Origin of the sequence: Roseomonas acroporae (assembly GCF_023223525.1) — a bacterium.
In the GTDB taxonomy this organism is placed as follows: domain Bacteria; phylum Pseudomonadota; class Alphaproteobacteria; order Acetobacterales; family Acetobacteraceae; genus Roseomonas_E; species Roseomonas_E acroporae.
Genome location: NZ_JALPRX010000076.1, coordinates 29665 through 52811, shown reverse-complemented (window position 1 = coordinate 52811; position 23147 = coordinate 29665). Strand labels below are relative to the sequence as shown.

General features: G+C 74.2%; 22 protein-coding genes. 6 read left to right on the top strand and 16 right to left on the bottom strand.

Annotation, left to right across the window (positions count from 1 at the left end; all coding sequences use genetic code 11):
• Positions 1-12: 12 nt before the first annotated feature.
• Genes M0638_RS29135 through M0638_RS17535 form a run of 3 tightly spaced genes read right to left on the bottom strand, consistent with a single transcriptional unit; the run spans position 13 to position 2632 of the window.
• On the bottom strand, positions 13-1617 hold the full coding sequence (locus tag M0638_RS29135) for a sensor histidine kinase (protein WP_248668299.1): 1605 nt from the start codon (positions 1615-1617) through the stop codon (positions 13-15).
• Positions 1614-2291: a response regulator transcription factor gene (locus M0638_RS17540; protein ID WP_248668298.1), complete on the bottom strand. Its 678-nt coding sequence runs from the start codon at positions 2289-2291 to the stop codon at positions 1614-1616. The genes M0638_RS29135 and M0638_RS17540 overlap by 4 nt, the downstream gene beginning before the upstream one ends.
• Positions 2291-2632 carry a PepSY domain-containing protein gene (locus M0638_RS17535; protein ID WP_248668297.1) on the bottom strand — a complete coding sequence of 114 codons (342 nt, stop codon included), beginning with the start codon at positions 2630-2632 and terminating at the stop codon, positions 2291-2293. The genes M0638_RS17540 and M0638_RS17535 overlap by 1 nt, the downstream gene beginning before the upstream one ends.
• Positions 2633-2752: 120 nt before the next feature.
• On the opposite strand from M0638_RS17535, the gene M0638_RS17530 reads away from it, so the two are divergent.
• From M0638_RS17530 to M0638_RS17515, 4 genes are all read left to right on the top strand, one after another.
• Complete coding sequence (locus M0638_RS17530; protein ID WP_248668296.1) at positions 2753-3166, top strand: hypothetical protein; 414 nt, start codon at positions 2753-2755, stop codon at positions 3164-3166.
• Between the two features lie 339 nt (positions 3167-3505).
• Positions 3506-3970 (top strand): PaaI family thioesterase, encoded by a 465-nt coding sequence (locus M0638_RS17525; protein WP_248668295.1) that lies wholly within the window; start codon positions 3506-3508, stop codon positions 3968-3970.
• A gap of 134 nt (positions 3971-4104) precedes the next feature.
• Positions 4105-4818, top strand: a complete 714-nt coding sequence (locus M0638_RS17520) for an endonuclease III domain-containing protein (RefSeq protein WP_248668294.1) — start codon at positions 4105-4107, stop codon at positions 4816-4818.
• A gap of 58 nt (positions 4819-4876) precedes the next feature.
• Positions 4877-5728, top strand: a complete 852-nt coding sequence (locus M0638_RS17515) for a phytanoyl-CoA dioxygenase family protein (RefSeq protein WP_248668293.1) — start codon at positions 4877-4879, stop codon at positions 5726-5728.
• A gap of 31 nt (positions 5729-5759) precedes the next feature.
• On the opposite strand, the gene M0638_RS17510 is transcribed toward M0638_RS17515, so the two are convergent.
• From M0638_RS17510 to M0638_RS17485, 6 genes are all read right to left on the bottom strand, one after another.
• Positions 5760-6017: a hypothetical protein gene (locus tag M0638_RS17510; RefSeq protein ID WP_248668292.1), complete on the bottom strand. Its 258-nt coding sequence runs from the start codon at positions 6015-6017 to the stop codon at positions 5760-5762.
• A gap of 58 nt (positions 6018-6075) precedes the next feature.
• Complete coding sequence (locus M0638_RS17505) at positions 6076-7695, bottom strand: S8 family peptidase (RefSeq protein WP_248668291.1); 1620 nt, start codon at positions 7693-7695, stop codon at positions 6076-6078.
• A 156-nt stretch (positions 7696-7851) separates the two neighbouring features.
• Complete coding sequence (grxD, locus tag M0638_RS17500) at positions 7852-8187, bottom strand: Grx4 family monothiol glutaredoxin (RefSeq protein ID WP_248668290.1); 336 nt, start codon at positions 8185-8187, stop codon at positions 7852-7854.
• 22 nt (positions 8188-8209) lie between these two features.
• Positions 8210-8440, bottom strand: coding sequence for a BolA family protein (locus tag M0638_RS17495; protein ID WP_248668289.1), 231 nt, complete (start codon positions 8438-8440; stop codon positions 8210-8212).
• A gap of 14 nt (positions 8441-8454) precedes the next feature.
• Positions 8455-10746, bottom strand: a complete 2292-nt coding sequence (gene purL, locus M0638_RS17490; RefSeq protein ID WP_248668288.1) for a phosphoribosylformylglycinamidine synthase subunit PurL — start codon at positions 10744-10746, stop codon at positions 8455-8457.
• A gap of 101 nt (positions 10747-10847) precedes the next feature.
• Positions 10848-11576: a transposase gene (locus M0638_RS17485; protein ID WP_248668287.1), complete on the bottom strand. Its 729-nt coding sequence runs from the start codon at positions 11574-11576 to the stop codon at positions 10848-10850.
• Positions 11577-11766: 190 nt separating this feature from the next.
• Between M0638_RS17485 and M0638_RS17480 the strand changes: the two genes are divergently transcribed.
• Positions 11767-12396 carry an antitoxin Xre/MbcA/ParS toxin-binding domain-containing protein gene (locus M0638_RS17480; protein WP_248668286.1) on the top strand — a complete coding sequence of 210 codons (630 nt, stop codon included), beginning with the start codon at positions 11767-11769 and terminating at the stop codon, positions 12394-12396.
• A gap of 4 nt (positions 12397-12400) precedes the next feature.
• The gene (locus M0638_RS17475; protein WP_248668285.1) at positions 12401-12865 is read left to right on the top strand and encodes an RES family NAD+ phosphorylase; all 465 of its coding nucleotides are present in this window, start codon (positions 12401-12403) and stop codon (positions 12863-12865) included.
• 150 nt (positions 12866-13015) lie between these two features.
• Here the strand turns inward: M0638_RS17475 and M0638_RS17470 are convergent, their stop codons facing one another.
• The 7 genes from M0638_RS17470 to dprA all read right to left on the bottom strand — a co-directional run bounded on the left by M0638_RS17470 (position 13016) and on the right by dprA (position 23146).
• Entirely contained in the window at positions 13016-13810 is a 795-nt protein-coding gene (locus M0638_RS17470; RefSeq protein WP_248668284.1) for a hypothetical protein, read from the bottom strand.
• A gap of 239 nt (positions 13811-14049) precedes the next feature.
• Positions 14050-14325 carry a hypothetical protein gene (locus tag M0638_RS17465; RefSeq protein WP_248668283.1) on the bottom strand — a complete coding sequence of 92 codons (276 nt, stop codon included), beginning with the start codon at positions 14323-14325 and terminating at the stop codon, positions 14050-14052.
• A gap of 101 nt (positions 14326-14426) precedes the next feature.
• Positions 14427-14825 (bottom strand): host attachment family protein, encoded by a 399-nt coding sequence (locus M0638_RS17460; RefSeq protein ID WP_248668282.1) that lies wholly within the window; start codon positions 14823-14825, stop codon positions 14427-14429.
• 266 nt (positions 14826-15091) lie between these two features.
• On the bottom strand, positions 15092-16564 hold the full coding sequence (locus M0638_RS17455; RefSeq protein ID WP_248668281.1) for a S41 family peptidase: 1473 nt from the start codon (positions 16562-16564) through the stop codon (positions 15092-15094).
• 185 nt (positions 16565-16749) lie between these two features.
• Complete coding sequence (gene rnr, locus M0638_RS17450; RefSeq protein ID WP_248668280.1) at positions 16750-18882, bottom strand: ribonuclease R; 2133 nt, start codon at positions 18880-18882, stop codon at positions 16750-16752.
• Between the two features lie 340 nt (positions 18883-19222).
• Positions 19223-21946 carry a type I DNA topoisomerase gene (gene topA, locus M0638_RS17445; protein WP_248668279.1) on the bottom strand — a complete coding sequence of 908 codons (2724 nt, stop codon included), beginning with the start codon at positions 21944-21946 and terminating at the stop codon, positions 19223-19225.
• 18 nt (positions 21947-21964) lie between these two features.
• Positions 21965-23146, bottom strand: a complete 1182-nt coding sequence (gene dprA, locus M0638_RS17440) for a DNA-processing protein DprA (protein ID WP_248668278.1) — start codon at positions 23144-23146, stop codon at positions 21965-21967.
• Between the last annotated feature and the right edge of the window lies 1 nt (position 23147).

Below are 23147 nucleotides of genomic sequence, written 5' to 3'. Positions count from 1 at the left end.
TCGAACAGGCCCTCAGCCCCGCCGCCCCGGCAGTTCCAGCCGCGCCGACAGCCCGCCCAGCGGCGCGCGCCCCAGCGCGAAGCGGCCGCCATAGAGCCCGGCGAGATCGGCCACGATGGCCAGGCCGAGCCCGGTGCCCGGCGCCGCCTCGTCCAGCCGCACGCCGCGCGCCAGCGCCTCGGCATGCCGGCCAGGCGCGAGGCCCGGCCCGTCATCCTCCACCAGCACCACGGCCCCGCCAGCCGCCGCCGACACCCGCACCGCGACGCGGCCGCGCGCCCACTTGCAGGCATTCTCCATCAGGTTGCCGAGCATCTCGGCCAGGTCCTGGCGCTCCACCGCGACGCGCGTCTCGGCATCGCCCGCCACGGTCAGGTCGATCCGGTCGGCGTACAGGCGGCGCAGCGCCGCGGCGATCTCCCCGGCCACGGCGAGCGGCGCGGCATCGGCGGCGGCGGCGCCCGACAGCGCCGCGGCGCGGGCGCGGGCGAGGTGGTGCTGCAGCAGCGAATCGAGCGCCGCCGCCTGGGCGCGCGCCTCGGGCAGGTCGGGCGGCGCCGCTTCCAGCGCCACGCGCAGCACGGCGAGCGGCGTCTTCAGCGCGTGGGCGAGGTTGCCGAGATGCGCCCGCGCCCGCTCCACCGTGGCACGGTTGCCCTCGACCAGCGCGTCGATCTCGGCGACCAGCGGGGCGAGCTCGGTCGGCGGCGGCGCGCCGGCATCGGCCAGCCGCTCGCGCCGGCCGGCGCGCAGGGCGGCCAGCCGGTCCCGCACGCGCCGCAGCGGCCGCAGCCCGAGCACCACCTGCGCCGCCACCGCCGCCACCAGCCCGAGGCCGAGCACGCCGAAGCCGAGCGCCAGCAGCCAGCGCAGCCGGCGGATCTCGGCATCCATGGCGCCACGGCTCATCGCCACCTGCAGCAGCAGCCGGTCGGGCGCGTCGGGCAGTTCCACCACGCGCTCGATCAGGCGCAACTGCTCGCCCCGCGGCCCGCGCGCCTCGCCGATGCGCGCCCCGTCGGCGGCGGTCAGGGGGCGGTCCGCCGCCGGCAGCCGCGGCATGTCGGCATCCCAGAGCGAGCGGGAACGCTCCGTGACGGCCTGCCCGTCCGCGTCCGGTGGGCCGGTCACCTGCCAGTAATTGCCGGAGAGCGGCTGCTGGAACTCGGCGCCGGCCATGGCGCGCAGCGTGCCGGAACGGCGGCGCGCGAGCTGCACGCGCAGCGTCGGCCGGGCCAAGGGCGCGGCCCTCTCCGGCGCGGCCCTCTCCGGCGCGGCCCTCTCCGGCGCGGCCCCCTCCGACCCGGCCCCCTCCGACCCGGCCCCCTCCGACCCGGCCCCCTCCGACCCGGCCATGCCCGGCGCGGCGGCCGCGCCCTGCGACGGTGCCCCGGCCGGCGGGTGGGCGCGCCGGTCCCCCGCGGGCACCTCGTAGCTCACGGCGCCCGCCAGGTCGTCCAGCGTGCTGCTCAGGCGCAGGTCGAAGGCCGCCTGCATCTGCCGCACGGCGATCGAGGAGGCGAACCAGCCCGCCGCTCCCAGCCCGAGGGCGCTCCACACCGCCGCCAGCAGCGCGAGGCGCAGAGTCAGCGAGCGCGGCAGCAGCCGGTGCGTCACGCCGCGGCGGCCGGCAGCCGGTAGCCCTGGCCGCGCACCGTCTCGATCAGCCGCTCCCCGAGCTTGCGGCGCAGTCGCCCGACCATGACCTCCAGCGTGTTCGAGTCGCGGTCGAAGTCCTGCTCGTAGAGATGCTCGGTCAGCTCGGTCTTGCTGACGATGCCGCCACGCCGGTGCGCGAGGTAGGCGAGCAGCTTGAACTCCAGCGCGGTCAGCCGCACCGGCGCGCCGTCGCGCGTCACGCTGCCCGCGGCGATGTCGAGCCGCACCTGCCCCCAGGGGCCGTCCAGGGCGATGGCGGCGCTGGCCAGCCCGTGGCTGCGCCGGATCAGCGCCTGCAGCCGCGCCACCAGCTCGCCCATCGCGAAGGGCTTGGCGAGGTAGTCGTCGGCGCCGGCGTTCAGCCCCTCGACCTTCTCGGTCCAGGCGGCGCGCGCGGTCAGGATCAGCACCGGCATGGCGCGGCCGGCGGCGCGCCAGCGGCGCAGCACCGAGAGCCCGTCCAGCCGGGGCAGGCCGAGATCCAGCACCACCGCGTCGTAGGGCTCGGTCTCGCCCAGGAACAGCGCCTCCTCGCCGTCGGGGGCGTGGTCCACGGCGAAGCGCGCCTCGGCCAGCGCGGCGCGGAGCTGGGCGGCCAGCGCCGCGTTGTCCTCGACCACCAGCACGCGCATCAGGAACGCTCCTGCACCGGGCCCTTGGCCCGCAGCAGGGCGCCGGTCGCGGCGTCGAAGCGCAGCTCGTAGAGCCGGCCCGTGGGCGGCAGCAGCTTCAGCTCGTACACCCAGCGGCCATCCTTGCGCCTGAGCTTGGTGTCCACGACACGGCCGAGATAGCGGCGCTCCACCTCGGCCAGCAGCGTGGCGAGCGGGCGTATCTCGCCGCGCTGCATCGCCAGCCGCGCGCGGTCGTGGTCGTCGTCATCGTCGTCATCGTCGTCATCGTCGTCCGCGCGGGCGGCGTGGATCGGCGCGGCGAGCAGGGCGAGGAGGAGCAGGAGGTCGCGGCGGCGCATGGAAGGGCGTTTCTCGTCGGGAACGGCTGAACCGGGGCTGAACGGCCGGCTCAGCGCCGGTTCAGCCGGCGGGTCCCAGCATGCCGGCCATCCGAAGCGCCTGGAATGCCGGAGACGCCGATGCCGTTCCCACCCGATGCCGACCTTCTCGCCCTGGCGCTGTTCCTGGCCGGCTGCGGGCTGCTGCCCGCGCTGCTGGCGCTGCGGGCCGGGGCAGGCCGCGAGGCCTGGGCGGGGGCAGGGGCCGAGCCGGGCCTGCCCAACGGTACCCTGGGCGGCACCTCGGGCGCTACCCCGGGCGGTATCCCGATGGCTGGGCCGCTCGGCGCGCCGTTCGGGGCGGCGGCCGCTGCCGCGGTCGCCGGGCACGGCGCGGTGACGGCGCTGACCTGGGAACGCGGCCTCTGGCGTATCGAGGCACGCGACGTGGCGGGGCGGCGGCAGCGCCTGCGGCTGGATGCCTGGACCGGCCACCTGGCGGTCGAGGCCGCCGCCGACGCCGTGCGGGACGCGGCCGGGCGCCCGGGGGCGTGATGAACCCGAGCGCCTGGGAAATCCGCGCCACGCTTTGCCCGCCAGCATTCGGAATCGGTCGCCCGGCTGCTGCCGAGCCGCGGATTCCGCCGACGGAAAGGTCTACCGGCCCGCGCAGGTCCCGACTGGCGTGGGCCGGCATGGCGCGCGGGGCCGGCGTGGCGGCTGCGCGCCGAACCGGCGAAACGTACGGGGCCGCACTTGCGCGGACCCGTATGACGACGCGGCTCCCGGGCGGCCGGCGGGAGCGCGGCCTGCGGTGGTGGTTGACGCTCCGGGGCGGTCCCGCCAAGGACGTTGCCGGCCCCGCCCGGTGGCGGCCGGCGGAGGAACCTCCCGATGGACCCCCAGATCGACCCCTCGATGGACCCGAAGACGCTTTCCGGCTTCGAGCTGCTCTCGGCCGCCGCGGCCGGCCGGCTGCCGCGCGCACCGATCGCGGCGACGATGGGCCTGCTGGGCATGGTGGTGGAGAAGGGGCGGGTGGAGATGCGCGCGCGGGCGGATGAGCGGCACCTGAACCCGCTCGGCGGCGTGCACGGGGGCTTCGCCGCCACCGTCCTCGATTCGGTCACCGGCTGCGCCGTGCACACCATGCTGGAGGCCGGCATCGGCTACGGGACGGTCGATCTCGGCGTGAAGATGCTGCGGCCGGTGCCGCTGGGCGAGGAGCTGGTGGCCGAGGCACGGGTGACGCATCTCTCGCGCTCCCTCGGCGTGGCGGAGGGCACCCTGCGCGATGCCGCCGGCAACCTGCTCGCCAGCGCCTCGGCCACCTGCTTCATCAGGCGCCCGCGCGCCTGAGCCCCGGCCCGCGAGGCCGTTCCGCACGAGGCGCGGGGCGAACCACCCGGCCGGATCCCTCCTCGCGGGCAGGCGGTCCCGGCCGGCCGCCGTCATGCCACTTCCGCCTCGCCTCGCGCGTTGCGGTCGGTACGATGCCGCCCAGCCCCGTCCACTCCGCCGTGCCCCCCGCCGCCCCGGCCGGCGCCAAGGAGCCCTTCGACATCGACGAGGCGTTCCGCCGCCTGCGCCGCGCCCTGGCCGGGCTGCCGAAGGCGGCGATGTTCGAGCTGCGCGACCGCGGCTACGGCACGCCTTTCGAGCAGCTCGTCGCCAGCCTGATCTCCGCCCGCACCCGCGACGAGACCACCACCCCGGTCTGCCTGCGCCTGTTCGCCGTGGCGCGCACGCCCGAGGCGATGGCGGCGCTGGACGAGGCCGAGCTCGTCCGCCTGCTGCAGCCCGCCACCTTCCCCGAGCCCAAGGCGCGCGACATCCTCGCCCTCTCCCGCCGCATCGTCACGGAGCATGGCGGCATGGTGCCGGACACGATGGAGGGGCTGACCGCCTTCCGCGGCGTCGGCCCCAAGATCGCGGCGCTGACGCTGGGCGTGGCGTTCGGCAGGCCCGCCATCGCCGTGGACATCCACGTCCATCGCGTCGTCAACCGCTGGGGCTACGTCTCGGCGCCGACGCCGGAGCGCACCATGGCGGCCCTGCTGCGCGTGCTGCCGGAGCGCTACTGGATCGAGCTGAACGAGCGGCTGATGCCCTTCGGCAAGTTCGTCTGCCAGGGAATCAGCCCGAAATGCTCGTCCTGCGTGCTGCTCTCCATGTGCCGGCAGGTGGGCGTCACCACGCATCGCTAGGAACGGCAGACGGCACGTGGTTTGCTCTGCCCCTGCCGACAGCGATGGGAGAGGCGGCATGCCGGGTGGGCTGAGCGAGGCGCAGATCGAGACCTACGGGCGCGACGGGATGGTCTTCCCGCTCGACGCCTTCACCCCGGCCGAGGCGGCACGCTACCGCGCCGACCTCGAACGCTGCTGCGCCGAGGGCGAGCGGCCGGTCTCGGGCGCCGGCATCCGGCAGCCCTCGACGCGGGTGAAGTCCTACCTGCTGTTTCCCTGGGCGGCCGAGCTGGTGCGGCACCCGGCGATCCTGGACGCGGTGGAATCCGTGATCGGCCCCGACATCCTGGTCTTCCACAACACCATCTGGTGGAAGAAGGCCGGCAGCGCCGGCATCGTGCCCTGGCACCAGGACGGCACCTATTTCGGCCTCGCCCCCTACGAGCACGTCACCGCCTGGGTGGCGCTGAGCCCGAGCAGCCTGGAATCCGGCTGCGTCGAGGTGGTGCCGGGCTCGCATCTCGGCGGGCAGCGGGCGCACCGGGACCGCAAGGACCCGAACATCATGCTCTCGCGCGGGCAGAGCGTGGCCGAGGCGGTGGACGAGGCGGTGGCGGTGCCGATGCCGCTGGCGCCGGGGCAGTTCTCGCTGCACCACACCATGGTGCTGCACGCCTCGCGGCCGAACCGGTCCACGGAGGACCGCATCGGCATCGGCATCTCCTACATCCCGACGCGGGTGCGCCACATCGGCGAGACGCGGCTCTCCGCCTCGCTGGTACGCGGCGAGGACCGCTACGGGCACTTCGCGATGGAGCCGCGCCCGGTGGCCGAGGCGGACGCCGCCGCGCGGGCCGCGCATGCCGAGGCGCTGGAACGGTTCTGGCGGGCGAGCGAGGCCATCCCGGAGATGGCGCTAGTGCATTGAGGATAGGCGGCGCCTGGGCGGCGGTGCCGTCTCAGGCCGCGATCCCGCGCGCCGGCGGCAGTTCGACCGATTCGATTTCGGGGAGATTCTTCAGCAGCCGGCTGGCCTGCGTGATGGCATCCTCGCCGGCCGCTTCGGCATAGGCGAGCCGGCGCAGCCGGGGAAGGCTTGCATTCGGCCTGACCTGCCCGGCAGCCTTGATGCCAACGGCTTGGCGCAGTTGCTCCAGGATACCATCCCGGCGGTCGTCCCCCGTGCCCTCGCGGAATGTGAAAAGAATCGTATTCATGGGTGTCGACCTCTCAGCGATGGCCAAGTATTGGCCCCGCCCTGTTGCAGGTCCAGCGTTAACGCAGCAGCGCATCGAGGTTCAAACGGCCGAAGCCGAAATCGGGGTGCCAGGTATTGCCTCCCATATCCAGCACCTTGTCGACGCTTTGTGCGAGAGCCTGCCGCACCTGTGCCGGAGTCATGGGGCCGTGCTTGGCCAACAGCAGCGCCACCGAGCCCGTCACATGGGGCGTGGCCATCGAGGTGCCGTTCCAGGCGTCGTAGTTGATCTCGCGGCGCACAGGCTTGCCCTGCTTCGGCTTGCCGTCGGGGCCGATCACGGCCTGGAAGCCGGTCTGCCCGGGAAGTCCCGGCAGCGTTGACCAGATCGCCGTTCCCGGCGCCGAGACGCAGATGTGGCTGCCGGCATTCGAGAAGAGCGCCACACGGTCGTCCAATCCCGTGGCACCGACCGCTATCACCCCGGACACCGCCGCCGGGTAGGAGGTCGGACTGCCGGACTGACGCTCATTGCCCATCGCCGCGACGACGATGCTGTTCCTGCCGAGCAGGGCGTCGAAGGCCTCCTGTTCCTCGGCGCTGGGTTGTCCCCTGCCACCGATACTGAGGTTGATGACATCCATGCCGAGCCTGTGGCAGTCATCCAGGGCACGCAGGTACATCACCGGATTCACCAGGTAGAGCCAGCCCAGCCCGGCCACATAGGTGGGCACGTCCGAGAATATCTTCCACACATACAGCTTGCAGTTGCACAGCCCGTTAATGCCGAGCATGTTGTTTATGTTCGCCGCGATGGTTCCCGACACATGGGTGCCGTGGCCCACTATGTCGCGCGGACTGCTGGCTCCCGGCAGATCAGGATGGGCATGCACGTAGCCGGATATCCTGCCGCTCAGGTCGGGATGGTTCTCATCCACGCCGGTATCGAGCACGGCAACCTTGATGGAATCGGCCTCTTTGAAGGCGGCTTGCTGACGCGCCTGGCTCCATCGGATCTTGTTGAGATTCCAGAGTTCCGGACCGACCGGTGGTATCGCCGCAATCCCGGCGCCAACCGGCCCTGCCGCCCCCGTGGCGGCCTTCGCAGCCCGGCGCGCCGCGAGATAACGGACGGGAACCCTGGAAACCGACGCCACATGAGGGTCAGCCGCCAGCGCCAGGCGCAACTGCGTGCCATCCTCCTCGCGTTCCAGTTCGACGATGCTGACTCCGCCGAGGTTGCCCGTTCCCGTGCTTGAGGCGCCGGGAACGGACGTGGCCAGCAACGCGGTCGCGGCAAGGCGCGGCTCGGATGCCATGGCGGCAGCCATGGCCAACTCCCGCGCCAAGCCTTGCCCCACCTCCAGTTCCAGCCCTGCCGCAGGACGGGCAAGGGGTGTCACGCGCTTCACCATCCCCGCGCGTTCGAAATAGGAGAGCGCGGCGAGACCCTGGGTCTGCGCCGCTTCCGGCGGCGGCACGGCACCGAGGACCGCAGCAGATTCCGTCCGCAGCGGAGCGCCGGGCGCCACGGCCATCGGGATCCAGCCAGACATCACCCCTGCCGGGACGAACGGCACCTCCTCGGCCGGCCGCATGCGTACCAGCAGCAGCCCGGGGTGATAGGCCGGCAAGGCGGAGGTGCTGAAGGCAAAGGATGATTCCATGAAGCCCCGGCGCCGCTTTTTCGTTAGCAATCCATTTCTATATCCGCTTCGCTTTCAGACTGAACGGGTATCGGCGGCTTCACTCAAAGGTGTTTTTCAGCCTATCCGATCCTGCTCAAGAGAGCGTATCGCCGACGGGCCAGAAGACAGCAGTCGGTCGAGCCTGCCGGCATCTGCGGGCGCCGCTCAGGCGGCGGCGGTGGCGATGCCCTTGTCGGCCAGGAGGGTCTGCAGCTCGCCGTCCTGGAACATCTCGGTGACGATGTCGCAGCCGCCGACGAACTCGCCCTTCACGTAGAGCTGCGGGATGGTCGGCCAGTTGGCGAAGGCCTTGATGCCCTCGCGGATCGCCATGTCCTCGAGGACGTTGACGCCCTTGAAGGGCACGCCGACGTGCTGGAGGATCTGCACCACCCGCGCCGAGAAGCCGCATTGCGGGAAGGACGGCGTGCCCTTCATGAACAGCACCACCGGGTTGCTGTCGATCTCGGTCTGGATCTGCTGGAAGACGGGGTCGGTCATCGGGCGCGGTCTCCTGGGGGACTCAGGGAGCGGAGGTGGTCAGGGCCAGGGCGTGCAGCTCGCCGCCCATTCGGCCACCGAGGGCAGCGTAGACGATCTGGTGCTGCTGCACGCGGGACTTGCCGCGGAACGCCTCGGACACCACCGTCGCGGCGTAGTGGTCGCCGTCGCCGGCGAGGTCGGTGATGCGGACCTCGGCATCGGGCAGGGCGGCCTTGATCTTGGCCTCGATCTCGTCGGCCGGCATCGGCATGGGTCAGGCACCCCTCACTGTTGGGCCATCAGGGCGGGCAGGAAGCCCTCGTGCCGCTCGCGCAGCGTCGCGAGCGATATGGCGGTGCCGTCGGGCAGAACCAAGGCCCCGCCGGCGCCCGTGTCGCTGCGGCCGACGCGGCGGGCCGGGATGCCGGCGGCGCGGGCGGCCTCCAGCAGCGGGGCGGCGTCGGGGACGGCGAGCAGGTAGCGGGCCTGGTCCTCGCCGAACCAGAAGGCGTGGGCGGGCAGGTCGGCGGGCGGGGCGTCGAGGGTGACGCCGACAGGGGGCTTCCCGTTGGGCTTCCCGTTGGGCTTCCCGTTGGCCTGCTCGTTGCCGGCCAGGGCCATCTCGGCGACCGCGACCAGCAGGCCGCCATCGGAGAGGTCGTGGCAGGCGGCCACCCCGCCGGCGCGCAGGCGGGCGCGCACGAAGTCGCCGTTGCGCCGCTCGGCGGCGAGGTCGACGGGCGGCGGGGCGCCTTCCTCGCGGCCGGCGATCTCGCGCAGCCAGAGGGACTGGCCGAGATGGCCGCGCGTCTCGCCGACCAGCACGAGGTCGTGGCCGGGCGGCAGGGCGAGGCCGGTGGCCCGGGCGAGGTTCTCCAGCACGCCGACGCCGCCGATCGCGGGGGTGGGCAGGATGGCGCGCGCCGTGCCGTCCGGCCCGCGCGTCTCGTTGTAGAGGGAGACGTTGCCGGAGACGACGGGGAAGTCGAGCGCGGTGCAGGCGGCCGACATGCCGCGCACGGCCGCCGCGAACTGGCCCATGATCTCGGGGCGCTCGGGGTTGCCGAAATTCATGTTGTCGGTGACGGCGAGGGGCAGCGCGCCGGTCGCGGTGAGGTTGCGCCACGCCTCGGCGACGGCCTGGGCGCCGCCCTGCTCGGGATCGGCCTGGCAGTAGCGCGGGGTGCAGTCGGTGGTGATGGCCAGTGCCCGGTCCGTGCCCTCGACGCGGACCACGGCGGCGTCGGCCGCCCCCGGGCGGCGGGCGGTCTGGCCGCCCACGGTGCTGTCGTACTGGTCCCAGATCCAGCGGCGCGAGCAGAGGTCGGGCGAGCCGATCAGGCGCGTCAGCGCCTCGGCGGGGCCGACGGGGTCGGGGATGGCGTGCGCGTCGAGCGTCGGCTGGGGCGGCGTCTCGGCCGTCGGGCGGTGGTAGAGCGGGGCCTCGGATTCCAGCGGGGCGAGCGGGATGTCGGCCTCGACGAGGCCCTTGTGGCGGACGACGATGCGGCCCGTGTCGGTGATGTGGCCGATCACGGCGAAGTCCAGCTCCCACTTCTCGAAGATGGCGGCGGCCTGCGCCTCGGCGCCGGGGCGCAGGACGATCAGCATCCGTTCCTGCGATTCCGAGAGCATCATCTCGTAGGCGGACATGCCGGTCTCGCGCTGCGGCACGGCGTCGAGGTCGAGCTCGATGCCGACGCCGCCCTTGCCGGCCATCTCGACGGAGGAGGAGGTGAGGCCGGCGGCGCCCATGTCCTGGATGGCGACGATGGCGTCCGTCGCCATCAGCTCCAGGCAGGCCTCGATCAGCAGCTTCTCCGAGAAGGGGTCGCCGACCTGCACGGTGGGGCGCTTCTCCTCGGAATCCTCGCCGAATTCGGCCGAGGCCATGGTGGCGCCGTGGATGCCGTCGCGGCCGGTCTTGCTGCCCACGTAGACCACGGGGTTGCCGATGCCGGCGGCCGCCGAGAGGAAGATGCGGTCCTTGGGCGCGATGCCGACGGTCATGGCGTTGACCAGCGGGTTGCCGTCATAGGCGGGGTGGAAGTTCACCTCGCCGCCCACCGTGGGCACGCCGACGCAATTGCCGTAGCCGCCGATGCCGCGCACCACGCCGTCGAGGATGCGCTTGGTGCGCGGGTTCTCCGGCGAGCCGAAGCGCAGCGCGTTGAGGTTGGCGACGGGGCGCGCGCCCATGGTGAAGACGTCGCGCAGGATGCCGCCCACCCCGGTGGCGGCGCCCTGGTAGGGCTCGATGAAGCTCGGGTGGTTGTGGCTCTCCATCTTGAAGATGGCGGCGAGCCCGTCGCCGATGTCGATGACGCCGGCGTTCTCGCCCGGGCCGTGGATCACCCAGGGGGCCTTGGTGGGGAGCTGGCGCAGCCAGACGCGGCTGGATTTGTAGGAGCAGTGCTCCGACCACATCACCGAGAAGATGCCGAGCTCGGTCAGGCGCGGGGCGCGGCCGAGGATGGCGAGCACGCGCGCGTACTCGTCGGGCTTGAGGCCGAACTCGGCCGCGAGCGCCGCGGCACGTTCGGGGGCGAGGAGCGGGACGGAGGGGGCGTCGGCCATGCCGGGAGGTTTGGCGAGCGCAAGGGCGCCGCGCAAGGGGGCCGATGGGCATGGCTGGGGCCAGGGTCGGGGTGGGTGCGGCAGCGCGGCGGAGGTCGGCATCAGGCGGGGTGGAGGCAGCGGGGGACGTGGCGGCGGCCGCCGGCGGTGGCGAGGAGTTTCCCGAGCAGGCCGAACAGGCCGCGCGGGGCGGCGAGCGGGTTGTCGCGGTGGTGGTCCATGAGGGTGCGGACGGCGTTCTGGAGGGTTTCGGACAAATCCGGATCGGGCAGCATCCAGGGCGGGCCGGGCAGCGCCGTGAGCAGGCCGAGGCGGCGGATGAGCGCGATGAAGGAGACGGGGAGCAGGCGCACGGCGAGGCGGGCGGCGCGCAGCAGCCAGTGGGCGATGCCGGCCAGCGCCGGCGGGCAGGCGCGCGGGTCCGCGAGGACGGGCAGCAGGCGGTGGAACAGGCCGGCGCGGGCGAGGCGGCGGAAGTGGCGGGAGACGGTGTCCGGCTTGCCGTACTCGGCCGGCAGGGCGTGCCAGGGCTGTCCCGAGGTGGCGTGGCGGAGGATGGCGTCGAGGCGGTGGCGGGGGGCGGCGAGCGGGCGACCAGGGGGGCGGCCAGAGGGGCGGCCAGAGGGGCGGCCAGAGGGGCGACCAGAGGGGCGGCGGGGCGCGGGCGGGTCCGCCGGGGCGAGGGGGAGGGGGGCGAGGGGGAGGTCGGCGAGGGCGGCGCCGACCGGGTCCGGGGTGGTGTGGAGGTAGGGGGAGAAGGCGGACCACTCGGCGTCGGAGAGCGGCTGCCAGGGGCGGCGCGGGGTGTAGCGGGAGGGGTGGTGGCGCATGGGGGCGACCCGCAATAGGAATTTATACACATATCAATCATGTTGTTGCCAGGCAAGAAGTATCCTGCCGCGCCGCCGATGCCCCGTCGGCGCGCCCGTGAGCGCGCCGACGGGCACGAACGGGCCTGGCGCGGCCTTGCCCCGGACCGGGTGGACCGCCAGATTGGTCCATATGGCCGAGGAGGGTCGGATGCCGGCAGGTTACGATGCGCAGGCGATCGCGGAGGCGATGGGAATCGCCTTCGTCCGCAGCCTGACGCAGGAAGCCGCTCCCGCGCAGGACGGGCCGGCGAGGGGGGCGCGGTCGAACGCCGGCGGCGACAGCGAGAGGTTCCGGATCAAGGTCGACGACGGCTCCGTCCTCGTGGTCGAGATCGGCGACGGGGACGGGGGGGTGCGCATCGGGCCGTTCCGGAGAACGCTGGAAAAGGAGCGTTTCCGCCCCCCCTCGCCCGCCCTGATCGAGAAGGCGGTGGAGGTGGGCCTGCCGCGCTCCGCACTTCGCCATGTCGCCGAGAAGCTGGCGGGCGAGGACAAGGCGAAGATCGCCGCCCTGGAATGGGGCGTCGTGCCGAAGACCACCCTCCTGCGCCGGGAGCGGCAGCTCTCGTCGCAGGAGAGCGAGCGGACGGAGCGGGTCGCCCGCCTCTTCGTCCATGCGCGCCGGGCCCTCGGCAGCGACGAGGAGGCGCGGCAGTTCATGACGACGCCGCATTCCCTGCTGGATGGGCGCAGCCCGATCGACGCCGCCAGGACCGATCTCGGCACCCGCCGCACCGAGCAGGTCCTGAACGCGCTCGAATACGGCCTGGCGCTCTGAGGCGGTGCCGCTCCGTCTCTGGCGGGTGGTCACCGGGACCCATCCGATCTGGTCGGGGGAAGGGGCGCGCCGCTTCGGCCAGCGTTGGAACCCGCCGGGGCTGGCGGCCATCTACACGGGCACGAGCTTCGCCGTGTGCCTCGTCGAGGTGCTCGTCCACGCCAACCGGCTGACGCCGCCGAGCGCCGCGCGGTGCGTCGAGGCGGAGGTGCCGGACGACGTCTCGCGCGAGGCGTTCGATCCGGCCGCCCATCCCGGCTGGGATGACCCGCTCGACACGTCGGTGGCACAGGCGTTCGGCAGGGCCTGGCTGGAGGAAGGCAGGTCGGCGCTGCTGATCGTCCCTTCGGTGGTGACGGGCGGCCGCGACACGAACGCCGTCGTGAACCCGGAGCATCCCGATGCGGTCAGGATCGCCGTCGGGCCGGAGACGCCGGTCGCCCTCGATCCGCGGCTTTTCCCGCGCTGATGCGCAGGGCGGGATTGACCGACCCGTCGACCGCGGCGCCGGGGGCGGACAGAGGTCAGGTTCATCCGTCGTGCGTACGAGACAGGTTTCCGGTGCCTCGCGCGGCGCGGGCGGTCGCCGCCCGACCCTGTCGGAGCGGCCGGCGGCGCCCTACCGCCTGAACGCCACGTAGCCGAAGTACTTGTCCATGAAGCTGCGCTTGGTCTGGCAGAGCACGGGCATGGCGCCCTTGCCCCAGGAATAGACCGTCAGGCTGATCGGCCCGTCGTAGGAGACGACCCCCTTGTCGACGATCGGGGAGGTCAGCGTCACCCAGTGGTTCGGGATCAGGGCGGTGGCGTCGCTGTTGCTCTCGATCATCTCGGAATCGATGAACAGGGCGACGAACCAGCCGGCGACGTGCAGCGTGCCCGCCGTGCCGATCCCGGCGGCGAGCGCGGTGGGGATCGGCTTGCTGGCGACGGCCAGGTAGGTCTCGTCCCTGATCTGGCCGAAGCCGACGTCGCGCAGCCAGGATTTCAGCGTGCCGGGGCGGGTGATGCCGGCGACGTTGCCGCCCAGCAGGCCGGCTGGGGAGAGGAACCAGTTGTCGGTGTCGCGCAGCGTGGCGAGGGTGATCCAGTCCGCCGTGTCGGTGTTGCCGCCGGGGGCGGAGGCGAGCAGCTCGCTGCCCGGCCTGAGCTTCAGCTTGCCGATCGTGGCGCTGCCGTTGTTGAACAGGTCGATCGCCGCGCGGGCATAGGCTTCGGGATCGGTGATCGCCACGGCGCGGAACAGGGTGCAGGGGCCGCAGAGCGGGGTCTGGCGCTGGTGGATCCTGTTGGGATCGTCGATCCGCTCGGTCAGGCCGGCGGCCAGCTTCGCGCGGTCGAGCTTCGGCCAGGCGCTCCTGCCGGTCGCGGCGGCGAAATCGCTGACCAGGGCGAGTGCCTCGGCCTTGGGCATGATGCGTGCTCCCGCGCTTTCCGGCCCGACGGGCCCGCCGGTTCGCCGGGCGGGCAGCATGGGGCCGCGAGCTTACGGGCGGCTGGAGAAACGCGGCCGGGCCTGCCGGCCGCGCCGCGCCCGTGTTCGCGTTCCCTGACCGTGATGCCGGCGAGGTTCCTGGCGGGCGTCCGGCGGCCGTTGCCTCGTCGAGGCCCCTGGCCGGCGTCCCCTGGTCCGCGGCCCCGGGGGCGCCCCGGTCAGCGGCGGTTGGCGCGGTCCTGGCGTGCCTGGTTCTCGATCGCCTGGCGCTGCATGAAGGCGCGGTCGTCCGCCGCCTCCTCGGCGTCGCGCTGCTGGGAGAGGTTCATCATGCAGCCGGCGAAGGCGTCGCTGCCCTCGGCGAAGCCGAAACCGGCGCAGCGGCCGCGGTCCATCGCCGCCTGCTGCGCCGGGCTGACGCAGCCCGCCGGCAGCAGCGCGAGCAGCGCCAGGATGGCCCGCCCCGGGATGGCCAGCCATGTCGGATCGCGCATTTCGCCTTCGCCTCCCGGACGTTTCCGCTCCGGGCCGATCTGGTGTCGAAACCGGAAGCGACAAGGCCCGGCGGCGCGGCGCCGGGCGGGGCTGCGGCGGGCTACTTCGACAGCGCCGCCTCGATCTCGGCCGTGCCGTGGTTGGTCAGGTCCTTGGGCAGGCTGTGGGTGACGCTGTTGGCGACGGTCTTGTGCAGGGCGTCGCGGAGCTGGCCGAGGGTCTGCGGGTCGGCGACCAGCACCAGGGCCTCGAACTGGCCCTTGCCATGCATCGCCTCCAGGGTCTGCGCCACGCCCTTGGCGAAGGTGGCCTCGTCGGTCTCCTTCGGGGACTGGTCCTCGGGGCGGGAGCCGGAAGGCCCCTGCGCGATCTCGGCGTGGCCGAGGCGCTGCTCCTCCCGCAGGGTGATCTGCAGGCCCTTGCCGGTGTTGCGGAACAGGATGGCCTTGCCGCCATCGGCGACCACGACCAGGGCGTTGGTCGGAATGTTGCTGCTCATGCGGCGTCTCCCGTGCGGTTGCGGCCGGGCCTCCGGGCCCGGCGATGCGGGTGCAACGTCGCCGGGCGGCGAAGGATGCCCGGGACAGGCCGCGCCGGCCCGCGCCCCGCCGGTCCGCCGCCTCCCCCGGGATGCCGGAGGCGGACGCCCGGCCCGGGAATGCCCTGCGGCGAACCGCAGTCCGGTCGGGACCGCGGTTCGCTGTCGCTCGTTGTTCCCGGCGCGGATTCACGCCGCCGGGCGTGTCCGCCCGCCGGCGATCCGCCCTACCGCCCGCGCGCCGCGTCGTAGGCCGCGGGGCTGTCGATGAGCTGGCGCGCGGCGGCGAGGTCGGCGTCGCGGCCTTCCGCCGCCGGGCAGGCGCCGCGCAGCGCCGTCACCTCGCTGGCCGGCACCGGGGCGCGGGCGGCGCGCAGCCGTGCCAGCGGCACCCGCATCGGCGCCTCGCCGGCCCGCAGCAGACGCATCGACTCGGCCAGCGCCTCGGCGCCCAGGCTGGTGCACAGCTCCGGCAGCACGCCGAGCCCCTGGATCGGCCAGCCGTCCGGCGCCAGCACGCGCGACCAGGTGACCAGCAGCTCGCCGCCATTGGGCAGCGGGATCACCACCTGGATCAGCCCCTTGCCGGTGGTGGCGCTGCCGACGATGGCGGCGCGGCCGCGGTCGCCGAGCGAGGCGGCGACGATCTCGGCGGCCGAGGCGGTGCGCCCGTCCACCAGCACCACCACCGGCCGCCCGCGCGCCAGGTCGCTCTCGCCCGCGACGTAGAGGCGGATCGCCTCCGGGTGGCGGCCGTCGGTGTGGGCCACCTCGCCGCCGGGCAGGAAGGCATCGGCCACGGCCACGGCCTGGGCCAGCAGCCCGCCGCGGTTGCCCCGCAGGTCGAGGATCACGCCGCGCGGCGGGTGCCGGGCGAAATTGTCGGCCAGCGCCCGCGCGAGCGACCGGTCGGTGGCGTTCGAGAAGCTGGTGACGCGCAGCGTCAGGATGTCGCCCTGGCGGCTGCTCACGACGGTCTCGGGCGGCGTCAGGGTGCGCGAGAGCCGCACGGACCAGCGTCGGGTGCCGCGGCCGAGGCGCAGCACGGACTCGCTGCCGTGCGGGCCCTCCAGCGCGGCGATGGCGTCGGCGAGGCTGCGGCCCTCGATCGGGGTGCCGTCCACGGCGAGCAGGCGGTCGCCCGCGCGCAGCGCGGCGCGGGCGGCGGGCCCGTGCGGCAGCACCTCGGCCAGCACCACGCCGCCGTCCCGGCCGGCGGCGAGGCGCAGGCCGAGCCCCTCGATCCCGATGCGGCGCTGCCGGGCGAGGCTCGCCTCCTCGGGCGAGATGTAGCGGCTGTAGGGGTCGAGGTGGTTGAACAGCTCCTCGAAGGTGGACCGCAGCACCCGCTCGGTTCCCGCCTGGCGCAGCGTGGGCGAGCGGACCCAGGCGGCGCGCAGCAGCGCGGTCAGCAGCTCCGCCACGGGCTGGGCGGCGGCCTCGGCGGCGGCCTCCAGGGCCGCGGCCGAGGCGATGCGGGGCGCGCGGACGGCGGGGGGAGCCGGCGGCGGCAGCGGCAGCGCGGCGAAGGGGCGGCCGGCCTGCAGCAGCCGCACCTCGCCGTCGCGCGCCTCGGCGGTGATGCCGGTGTCGATCGCGCCGAGGCCGCGCAGGCTCCAGAGCACGAGGTCGGCCGTCGCGACCGGCTCCAGGTGCCGCTCCAGGATGGCGCCGAAGGCGGTGGCGAGCACCGGCGGCACGGTGTCGCGCGGGAAGTCCTCGACCTCCTGCGCGCTCGCGGTGCCGTCCAGGGCGATCGGCCCGGGGAGGAGGGCGCCGCCGCCGGCGAGCGGGAGCAGCAGCGCGAGCGCCGCGCCGAGAAGGCGCCGCCGGCGCGCGCCGGCCCGCCGCCCGATCCGCGTCCCGGCTCGCCCGGAGGCTTCCGCTAGGACTGCCGCGGGGGCTTCCGCCGGGAATTCCCCCGGCTGTTCCCCTGGGTATCCCGATGCTCCCCGCGGGGCCGGCGCGGCACGCCCTGCATGAGGTGGAACACCAGCCCGCCGGTCAGCGGCGCCGCCTCCACCAGCCGCGCCTCCACCGCCTCGCCGAGCGCGAGGCGCAAGCCCGTCCTCTGACCGACCAGGGACTGGGCGGCCTCGTCGTGAAACCATTTGTCGTCCGGAAGCGACGCGAGCGGCACGATCCCGCTGGCGCCGTTCCCGTCCAGCGTGACGAACAGGCCGAAACGTGTCACCCCCGAAATTCGCGCGTCAAACACGTTCCCCACGCGGTCTTGCAGGAATGCCGCAAGGTAGCGGTCCACGGCGTCGCGCTCGGCCTGCGCGGCGCGGCGCTCGGTGCGCGTCAGGTGCTCGCCCGCCTCGACGAAGCCCGCCTCCTCGCCGGCCGCGAGCGCGCCGTCGCCCAGCCGCAGCCCGCGCACCAGCGCCCGGTGCACCAGCAGGTCGGCGTAGCGCCGGATCGGGCTGGTGAAGTGCGCGTAGCGCGCCAGGGCCAGCCCGAAATGGCCGATGTTGTCGGGCGAGTAGGCCGCCTGGCTCTGCGCCCGCAGCACCGTCTCGTTCACCAGCCGTTCCTCCGGCCGGCCGCGCACCTGTTCCAGGATGCGCGCGAAATGTCCCGGCCGCAGCTCCCCCGCCGGCGCCAGGCTCAGCCCGAAGGTGGCGAGGAATTGCCGCAGCCCCTCCAGCTTCGCGTCCGAGGGGCGGTCGTGGACCCTGTACAGGCAGGGCTGGGCCAGCCGCTCCAGCTCCTCGGCGGCGCAGACATTGGCCGCCACCATGAACTCCTCGATCAGCCGGTGGCTGTCGAGCCGCGCCCGCGGCTCCACGCCCAGCACCGTCCCGTCCGCGTCCAGCAGCACCCGCCGCTCCGGCAGGTCGAGGTCGAGCGTCCCGCGCGCCTCGCGCGCCGACAGCAGCGCCCGGTAGGCGCCGAACAGCGCCGCCAGCCGCCCGGCCGGCACGCCCTCGGGGTCCGCCCCGGCATCGGACGCCGCCTGCGCCGCCTCGTAGGTCAGCCGCGCCGCCGAGCGCATCAGACCGCGCCCGAAGCGGTGCCCCACCTTGCGCCCCGCGCCGTCGATGCGGATCTCCGCGAACAGGCAGGCGCGGTTCTCGCCGGGCCGCAGCGAGCACCAGCCGTTGGACAGCGCCTCCGGCAGCATCGGCACCACGCGGTCCGGGAAGTACACGGAATTGCCGCGCAGCCGCGCCTCGCGGTCCAGCGCCGAGCCCGGCCGCACGTAGTGCGCCACGTCCGCGATCGCGACCACCAGCCGCCAGCCCTCGCCCCCATCCCCGCTGGCGGCCTCCGCGAACACCGCGTCGTCGAAGTCCCGCGCATCCTCGCCGTCGATGGTGACGAGCGGCAGGTCGCGCAGGTCCTCGCGCCCCGCCGGCAGCGCCGGCCCGGCCTCGCCGGCCTCGGCCAGCGCCTCCGGCGGGAACACGTCCGGGATGCCGTGCGCGTGGACGCAGACGATCGACACCGCGCGCGGCCCCGCCGCCGGCCCCAGCCGCTCGATGATGCGCGCCGGCCGCGGCCCCAGGGCTGCCGCCGGCAGCGGCTCGGCCAGCACGATCTCGCCCGGCAGCGCGCCGCCCGACTCGCCCGGCGGCACCACCCAGTCCGCCTTCTGCCGCCGGTCCACCGGCGCGATGCGGCCGCCCTCGTACACGCCCAGCACCCGCGCCGGCACGCTGCCGATGCGCCGCATGGTGCGGCCCTCGTACTTGTCCCGCCCGATCGGCTTCAGCCGCGCCAGCACCCGGTCGCCCGGGGCCAGGGCGGGCTGCCCGCGCGCCTCCGGGTGCATGTAGACCAGCGGCATCCGCCCCGCGCCTTCCCAGCGCAGCGGGCGCGCCAGCGGGTCGCCATCCGGGTCGGTGCCGAACACCTCCAGCACCGTCACCTCGGGCAGCCGCTCGGGATCGCGCTGCGGCCGGCCGGAGGGCGGCAGCTCGCCGGAATCCTTCAGCTCGCGCAGCAACGCCCGCAGCGCCGGGCGGTGCTCGTGGCCGAGGCCGAATTCGCGGCTGATCTCGGTCTTGCCCACGCGCCCCGGCGTCTCGCGCAGGAAACGGATCAGGGTGGCGCGGTCGGGCAGCGGGGAAGGCGCTGCCTTCCCCTGCGCCCCTACCGCCAGGGAAGGCGCTGCCTTCCCTGGAACCCATCCGCCAGGAACCTCAGCTTCCTGGACCTCCGCCGGCGTTTGCACCTCGGCGGCGGCACCCGGGCTTTCTTCCCGAATGGGGGGTTCCAGGGGGGCATCGCCCCCTGGCGGGGGTACAGGGGGCAGCGCCCCCTGACGGGGTCCGGGGCGGAGCCCCGGCCTCAGCGCCCCCGCGCGTTTCGGAATCCGCCCCTGGTCCCCGCCACCCGGCCGCCGCCCCATCTCAGCCGGCGGCTTTGCGCGTCGCGGCGGCCTTCTTCGCCGGCGCGGCCTTCTTCGCGGCCGGCCTGGCGGGCGTCTTCTTCGCGGCCGCCGGATTCGCCTCGGCCGCCGCCGGCTCGGCCGCCTTGCGCTTGGGCGCCGCCTTCGCCTTGGGCGCGGCCTTCCCCTTGGCTCCCTTGGGGGCTCCCTTGGGGGCCCCCTTCGGCTTCAGCTCCTTGCCCTTCTCGGCCAGCAGCGCCACCGCCTCGTCGAGGGTGATGTCCTCCATCTGCACGCCGCGCGGCAGCGAGGCGACGCGCGTGCCGTGCTGCGCGAAGGGGCCGAAGCGCCCGCGCCGGATCTCCACCGGCGCCCCGTCCTTCGGGTGGTTGCCGAGCGCGCGGCCGCGCGGCTTCGCCTCGGCCAGCAGCGCGATGGCGCGGTTGGCGCCGATGGTCAGCACGTCGTCGTCCGGGTCGAGCGACTTGTAGGTCTGCGCCATCTTCACGTAGGGGCCGAACCGCCCGATGCCGGCCAGCATCTCCTCGTGCGTCTCCGGGTGCACGCCGATGATGCGCGGCAGGGCGAGCAGGGCCAGCGCCCGCTCCAGCGTCAGGCTCTCCGCGTCCATGCCGCGCGGCAGGCTGGCGCGGGGCGGCTTCAGCTTCTTGCCCTTCGCGTCCTCGCCGCCCTCGCCGCGCTGCACGTAGAGGCCGTAGGGGCCGCGGCGCACCGTCACCGGCTCGCCCGTGGCGGGGTCGGTGCCGAGTTCCTTCATGCCGTCGGCGAGCTCGCCGCCGCCCTCCTCGCCATTGGCGCCGGGGACGGAGAGCTTCCGCGTGTACTGGCAGGTCGGGTAGTTCGAGCAGCCGATGAAGGCCCCGTACCGCCCGAGCTTCAGCCCGAGCCGCCCGGCATGGCAGGCCGGGCAGCCGCGCGGGTCGCCGCCATCGGCCGGCTGCGGGAAGAAGTGCGGGCCGAGATCCTCGTCCAGCGCGTCGATCACGTCGGAGATGGTCAGGTCCCTGGTGGCGCCGACCGCGCGGGAGAAGTCCTCCCAGAAGTCGCGCATCACCGCCTTCCACTGCGCGCGGCCGCCGGAGATGTCGTCCAGCCGCTCCTCCAGCCCGGCGGTGAAGCCGGTATCGACGTAGCGCTCGAAGAAGGAGGTGAGGAAGGCCGTCACCAGCCGCCCCCGGTCCTCCGGGATGAAGCGCCGCTTGTCGAGCCGCACGTACTCGCGGTCCTGGAGCGTCTGCAGGATGGAGGCGTAGGTGGAGGGCCGGCCGATCCCCAGCTCCTCCATCTTCTTCACCAGCGACGCCTCGGAGTAGCGCGGCGGCGGCTGGGTGAAGTGCTGGCTGGCCTCGACCGAGCGCCGCTCCGTCGCGTCGCCCTCGGCCAGCGGCGGCAGCACGCGCGTATCCTCCTCGTCGCCGGCCACCGCGTCGTCCACGTCCTCGCGGTAGAGCTTGAGGAAGCCGTCGAAGGCGATCACCGAGCCGGTGGCGCGCAGCCGCACCTTGCCGGTGGCGTCGGCGAGATCCACCGTCGTCTGGTCCAGCTCGGCCGACTGCATCTGCGAGGCGACGGCGCGCTTCCACACCAGCTCGTAGAGCCGCCGCTGCTCCGGGTTGAGGTAGCGGGCCACCTCCTCGGGCGTGCGGGCGACGTCGGTCGGGCGCACCGCCTCGTGCGCCTCCTGCGCGTTCTTGGCCTTGGAGGAATACTCGCGCGGCGCCCCCGGCACGTAGTCGGCGCCGAACGCCTCCTTCACGTGGTCGCGGATCGCGAACATCGCCTCGCGCGCCATCTGCACGCCGTCGGTCCGCATGTAGGTGATGAGGCCGACCGTCTCGCCGCCGATCTCCACGCCCTCGTAGAGCTGCTGCGCGAGGCGCATCGTCGCCTGCGCGCCGAAGCCGAGCTTGCGCGAGGATTCCTGCTGCAGCGTCGAGGTGGTGAAGGGCGGCGGCGGGTTGCGGCGGACGCGCCGCTTCTCGACCGAGGCGACGGAGAACGCGCCGGCCTCCACGGCGGCCTTCGCCCGCATGGCGCTGGCCTCGTCGGGCAGGTCGAACTGGTCGAGCCTCTTCCCGTCCAGATGCGTCAGCCGCGCCCCGAAGGTGGCGCCGGCGGGCGAGGCGAAGCGCGCCTCGACGCTCCAGTACTCGCGCGGCCGGAAGACCTCGATCTCCGCCTCGCGCTCGCAGATCAGCCTGAGCGCCACCGACTGCACGCGCCCCGCCGAGCGGCTGCCCGGCAGCTTGCGCCACAGCACGGGGGAGAGGGTGAAGCCCACCAGGTAGTCCAGCGCCCGGCGCGCCAGGTAGGCCTCGATCAGCGGCGTGTCGAGGTCGCGCGGATGCGCGATGGCGTGCTGCACGGCGCGCTTGGTGATCTCGTTGAAGGTGATGCGGTGGACCTCGACGCCCTTCAGCGCGCCCATCCGCCCCAGCATCTCCCGGACGTGCCAGGAGATCGCCTCGCCCTCGCGGTCCGGGTCGGTGGCGAGGAACAGGCGCCGCGCGCCCTTCACCGCCTTGGCGATCGCCGCCACCTGCTTCTGGCCGCGATCCTCCGATTCCCAGTCCATCGCGAAGTCCTCGTCCGGCCGGACGGAGCCGTCCTTGGCCGGCAGGTCGCGCACATGGCCGAAGCTCGCCAGCACGGTGTAGTCGTCGCCCAGGTACTTGTTGATGGTCTTTGCCTTGGCGGGCGATTCGACGACGACGACATCAGTCATGGCGGGGGCGTGTTCCAACTAATCGGCGCGCGCGGAAAGCAGGCAAACGCGGTTGCCGGGCAGGGTTTCGATCCGCCCTGCAAGCTCGAGGTCCAGCAATACTGCCTGCAGCGCTCCGGCCGAGAGGTGGCAGCGGCGCAGCAACTCGTCAACCGCCATGGGCGTGGGGCCAAGCAGCTCAAGCACTTGCGCCTCGCCCCCGGCCGGCCCGGCGGCGCCCGCCGATCCGTCCTGCGCCGCCCCGCCGGGCGCGGCGTCGGGGCGGGGGCGGCCGGGGCGTGGCCCGGCCGGGGCCGTGGCGAGAGGCGCGGTGGCGGAGGGCGCGGTGCCGAAGGGCGGGGCGGCGGGGCCGGCCGGCAGGTGCCGCAGCACGTCTTCCACCGTCTCGGTCAGCACGGCGCCCTGCCGGATCAGGTCGTTGCTGCCCCGGCAGCGCGGGTCGAGCGGGCTGCCCGGCACCGAGAAGATCTCCCGCCCCGCCTCCAGCCCCATCCGCGCCGTGATCAGGCTGCCAGAGCGCAGCGCCGCCTCCACCACGACGACTCCGAGCGACAGCCCGGCCACGATCCGGTTGCGCCGGGGGAAGTGCCGCGCCAGCGGGGCCGTGCCGAGCGGCGCCTCGGCCACCACCACGCCCGCCTCCGCGATGCGCCGCTGCAGGGCGGCGTTCTCGGGCGGGTAGGGGCGATCCAGCCCGCCCGCCACCGCCGCCACCGTCACGCCGCCGGCCGCGAGCGTTGCCGCGTGCGCCGCCGCGTCGATCCCGCGCGCGAGGCCCGAGACCACCGCCAGCCCCTCGCGCGCCAGTCCGGCGGCCAGCTCCTCGGCGAGCCGCCGCCCCGCCGCCGAGGCGTTGCGCGCCCCCACCACGGCGACGGCGCGGGCCGCGAGGTGGCGCGGATCGCCCAGCACGGCGAGCGCCGGCGGCGGGTCGGCGGTCGCGGCCAGCGCGGCCGGGTAGTCCGGGTCGTCGAGATACAGGAAGCGGCCGCCGAGCTTCGCCACCGCCTCGGCCTCGCGCGCCACCAGGCCTTCGGGCGGGATGCGGAAGCGGTCGCCGTGGCCGGGCAGCGCCGCCAGCGCCCGGCCCGCGCTGCCGAACCGCTCCAGCAGCCGCGCGTAGTGCCGCGGCCCTATCCCCTCGGTGCGCGCCAGGCGCAGCCGGTCCAGCCCGCCCGTCGCGTCCCGGGGTCGCGCCACC

Coding starts and splice junctions, on each gene's coding strand:
- M0638_RS17460 (WP_248668282.1), bottom strand. CDS start 14,825: ATGAGCAGCAACATTCCGACCAACGCCCTGGTCGTGGTCGCCGATGGC.
- M0638_RS17480 (WP_248668286.1), top strand. CDS start 11,767: ATGCCGGCAGGTTACGATGCGCAGGCGATCGCGGAGGCGATGGGAATC.
- topA (WP_248668279.1), bottom strand. CDS start 21,946: ATGACTGATGTCGTCGTCGTCGAATCGCCCGCCAAGGCAAAGACCATC.
- M0638_RS17535 (WP_248668297.1), bottom strand. CDS start 2,632: ATGCGCCGCCGCGACCTCCTGCTCCTCCTCGCCCTGCTCGCCGCGCCG.
- M0638_RS17515 (WP_248668293.1), top strand. CDS start 4,877: ATGCCGGGTGGGCTGAGCGAGGCGCAGATCGAGACCTACGGGCGCGAC.
- M0638_RS17485 (WP_248668287.1), bottom strand. CDS start 11,576: ATGCGCCACCACCCCTCCCGCTACACCCCGCGCCGCCCCTGGCAGCCG.
- M0638_RS17470 (WP_248668284.1), bottom strand. CDS start 13,810: ATGCCCAAGGCCGAGGCACTCGCCCTGGTCAGCGATTTCGCCGCCGCG.
- M0638_RS17540 (WP_248668298.1), bottom strand. CDS start 2,291: ATGCGCGTGCTGGTGGTCGAGGACAACGCGGCGCTGGCCGCCCAGCTC.
- grxD (WP_248668290.1), bottom strand. CDS start 8,187: ATGACCGACCCCGTCTTCCAGCAGATCCAGACCGAGATCGACAGCAAC.
- M0638_RS17525 (WP_248668295.1), top strand. CDS start 3,506: ATGGACCCCCAGATCGACCCCTCGATGGACCCGAAGACGCTTTCCGGC.
- M0638_RS17530 (WP_248668296.1), top strand. CDS start 2,753: ATGCCGTTCCCACCCGATGCCGACCTTCTCGCCCTGGCGCTGTTCCTG.
- M0638_RS17465 (WP_248668283.1), bottom strand. CDS start 14,325: ATGCGCGATCCGACATGGCTGGCCATCCCGGGGCGGGCCATCCTGGCG.
- M0638_RS17510 (WP_248668292.1), bottom strand. CDS start 6,017: ATGAATACGATTCTTTTCACATTCCGCGAGGGCACGGGGGACGACCGC.
- M0638_RS17520 (WP_248668294.1), top strand. CDS start 4,105: ATGCCGCCCAGCCCCGTCCACTCCGCCGTGCCCCCCGCCGCCCCGGCC.
- purL (WP_248668288.1), bottom strand. CDS start 10,746: ATGGCCGACGCCCCCTCCGTCCCGCTCCTCGCCCCCGAACGTGCCGCG.
- M0638_RS17495 (WP_248668289.1), bottom strand. CDS start 8,440: ATGCCGATGCCGGCCGACGAGATCGAGGCCAAGATCAAGGCCGCCCTG.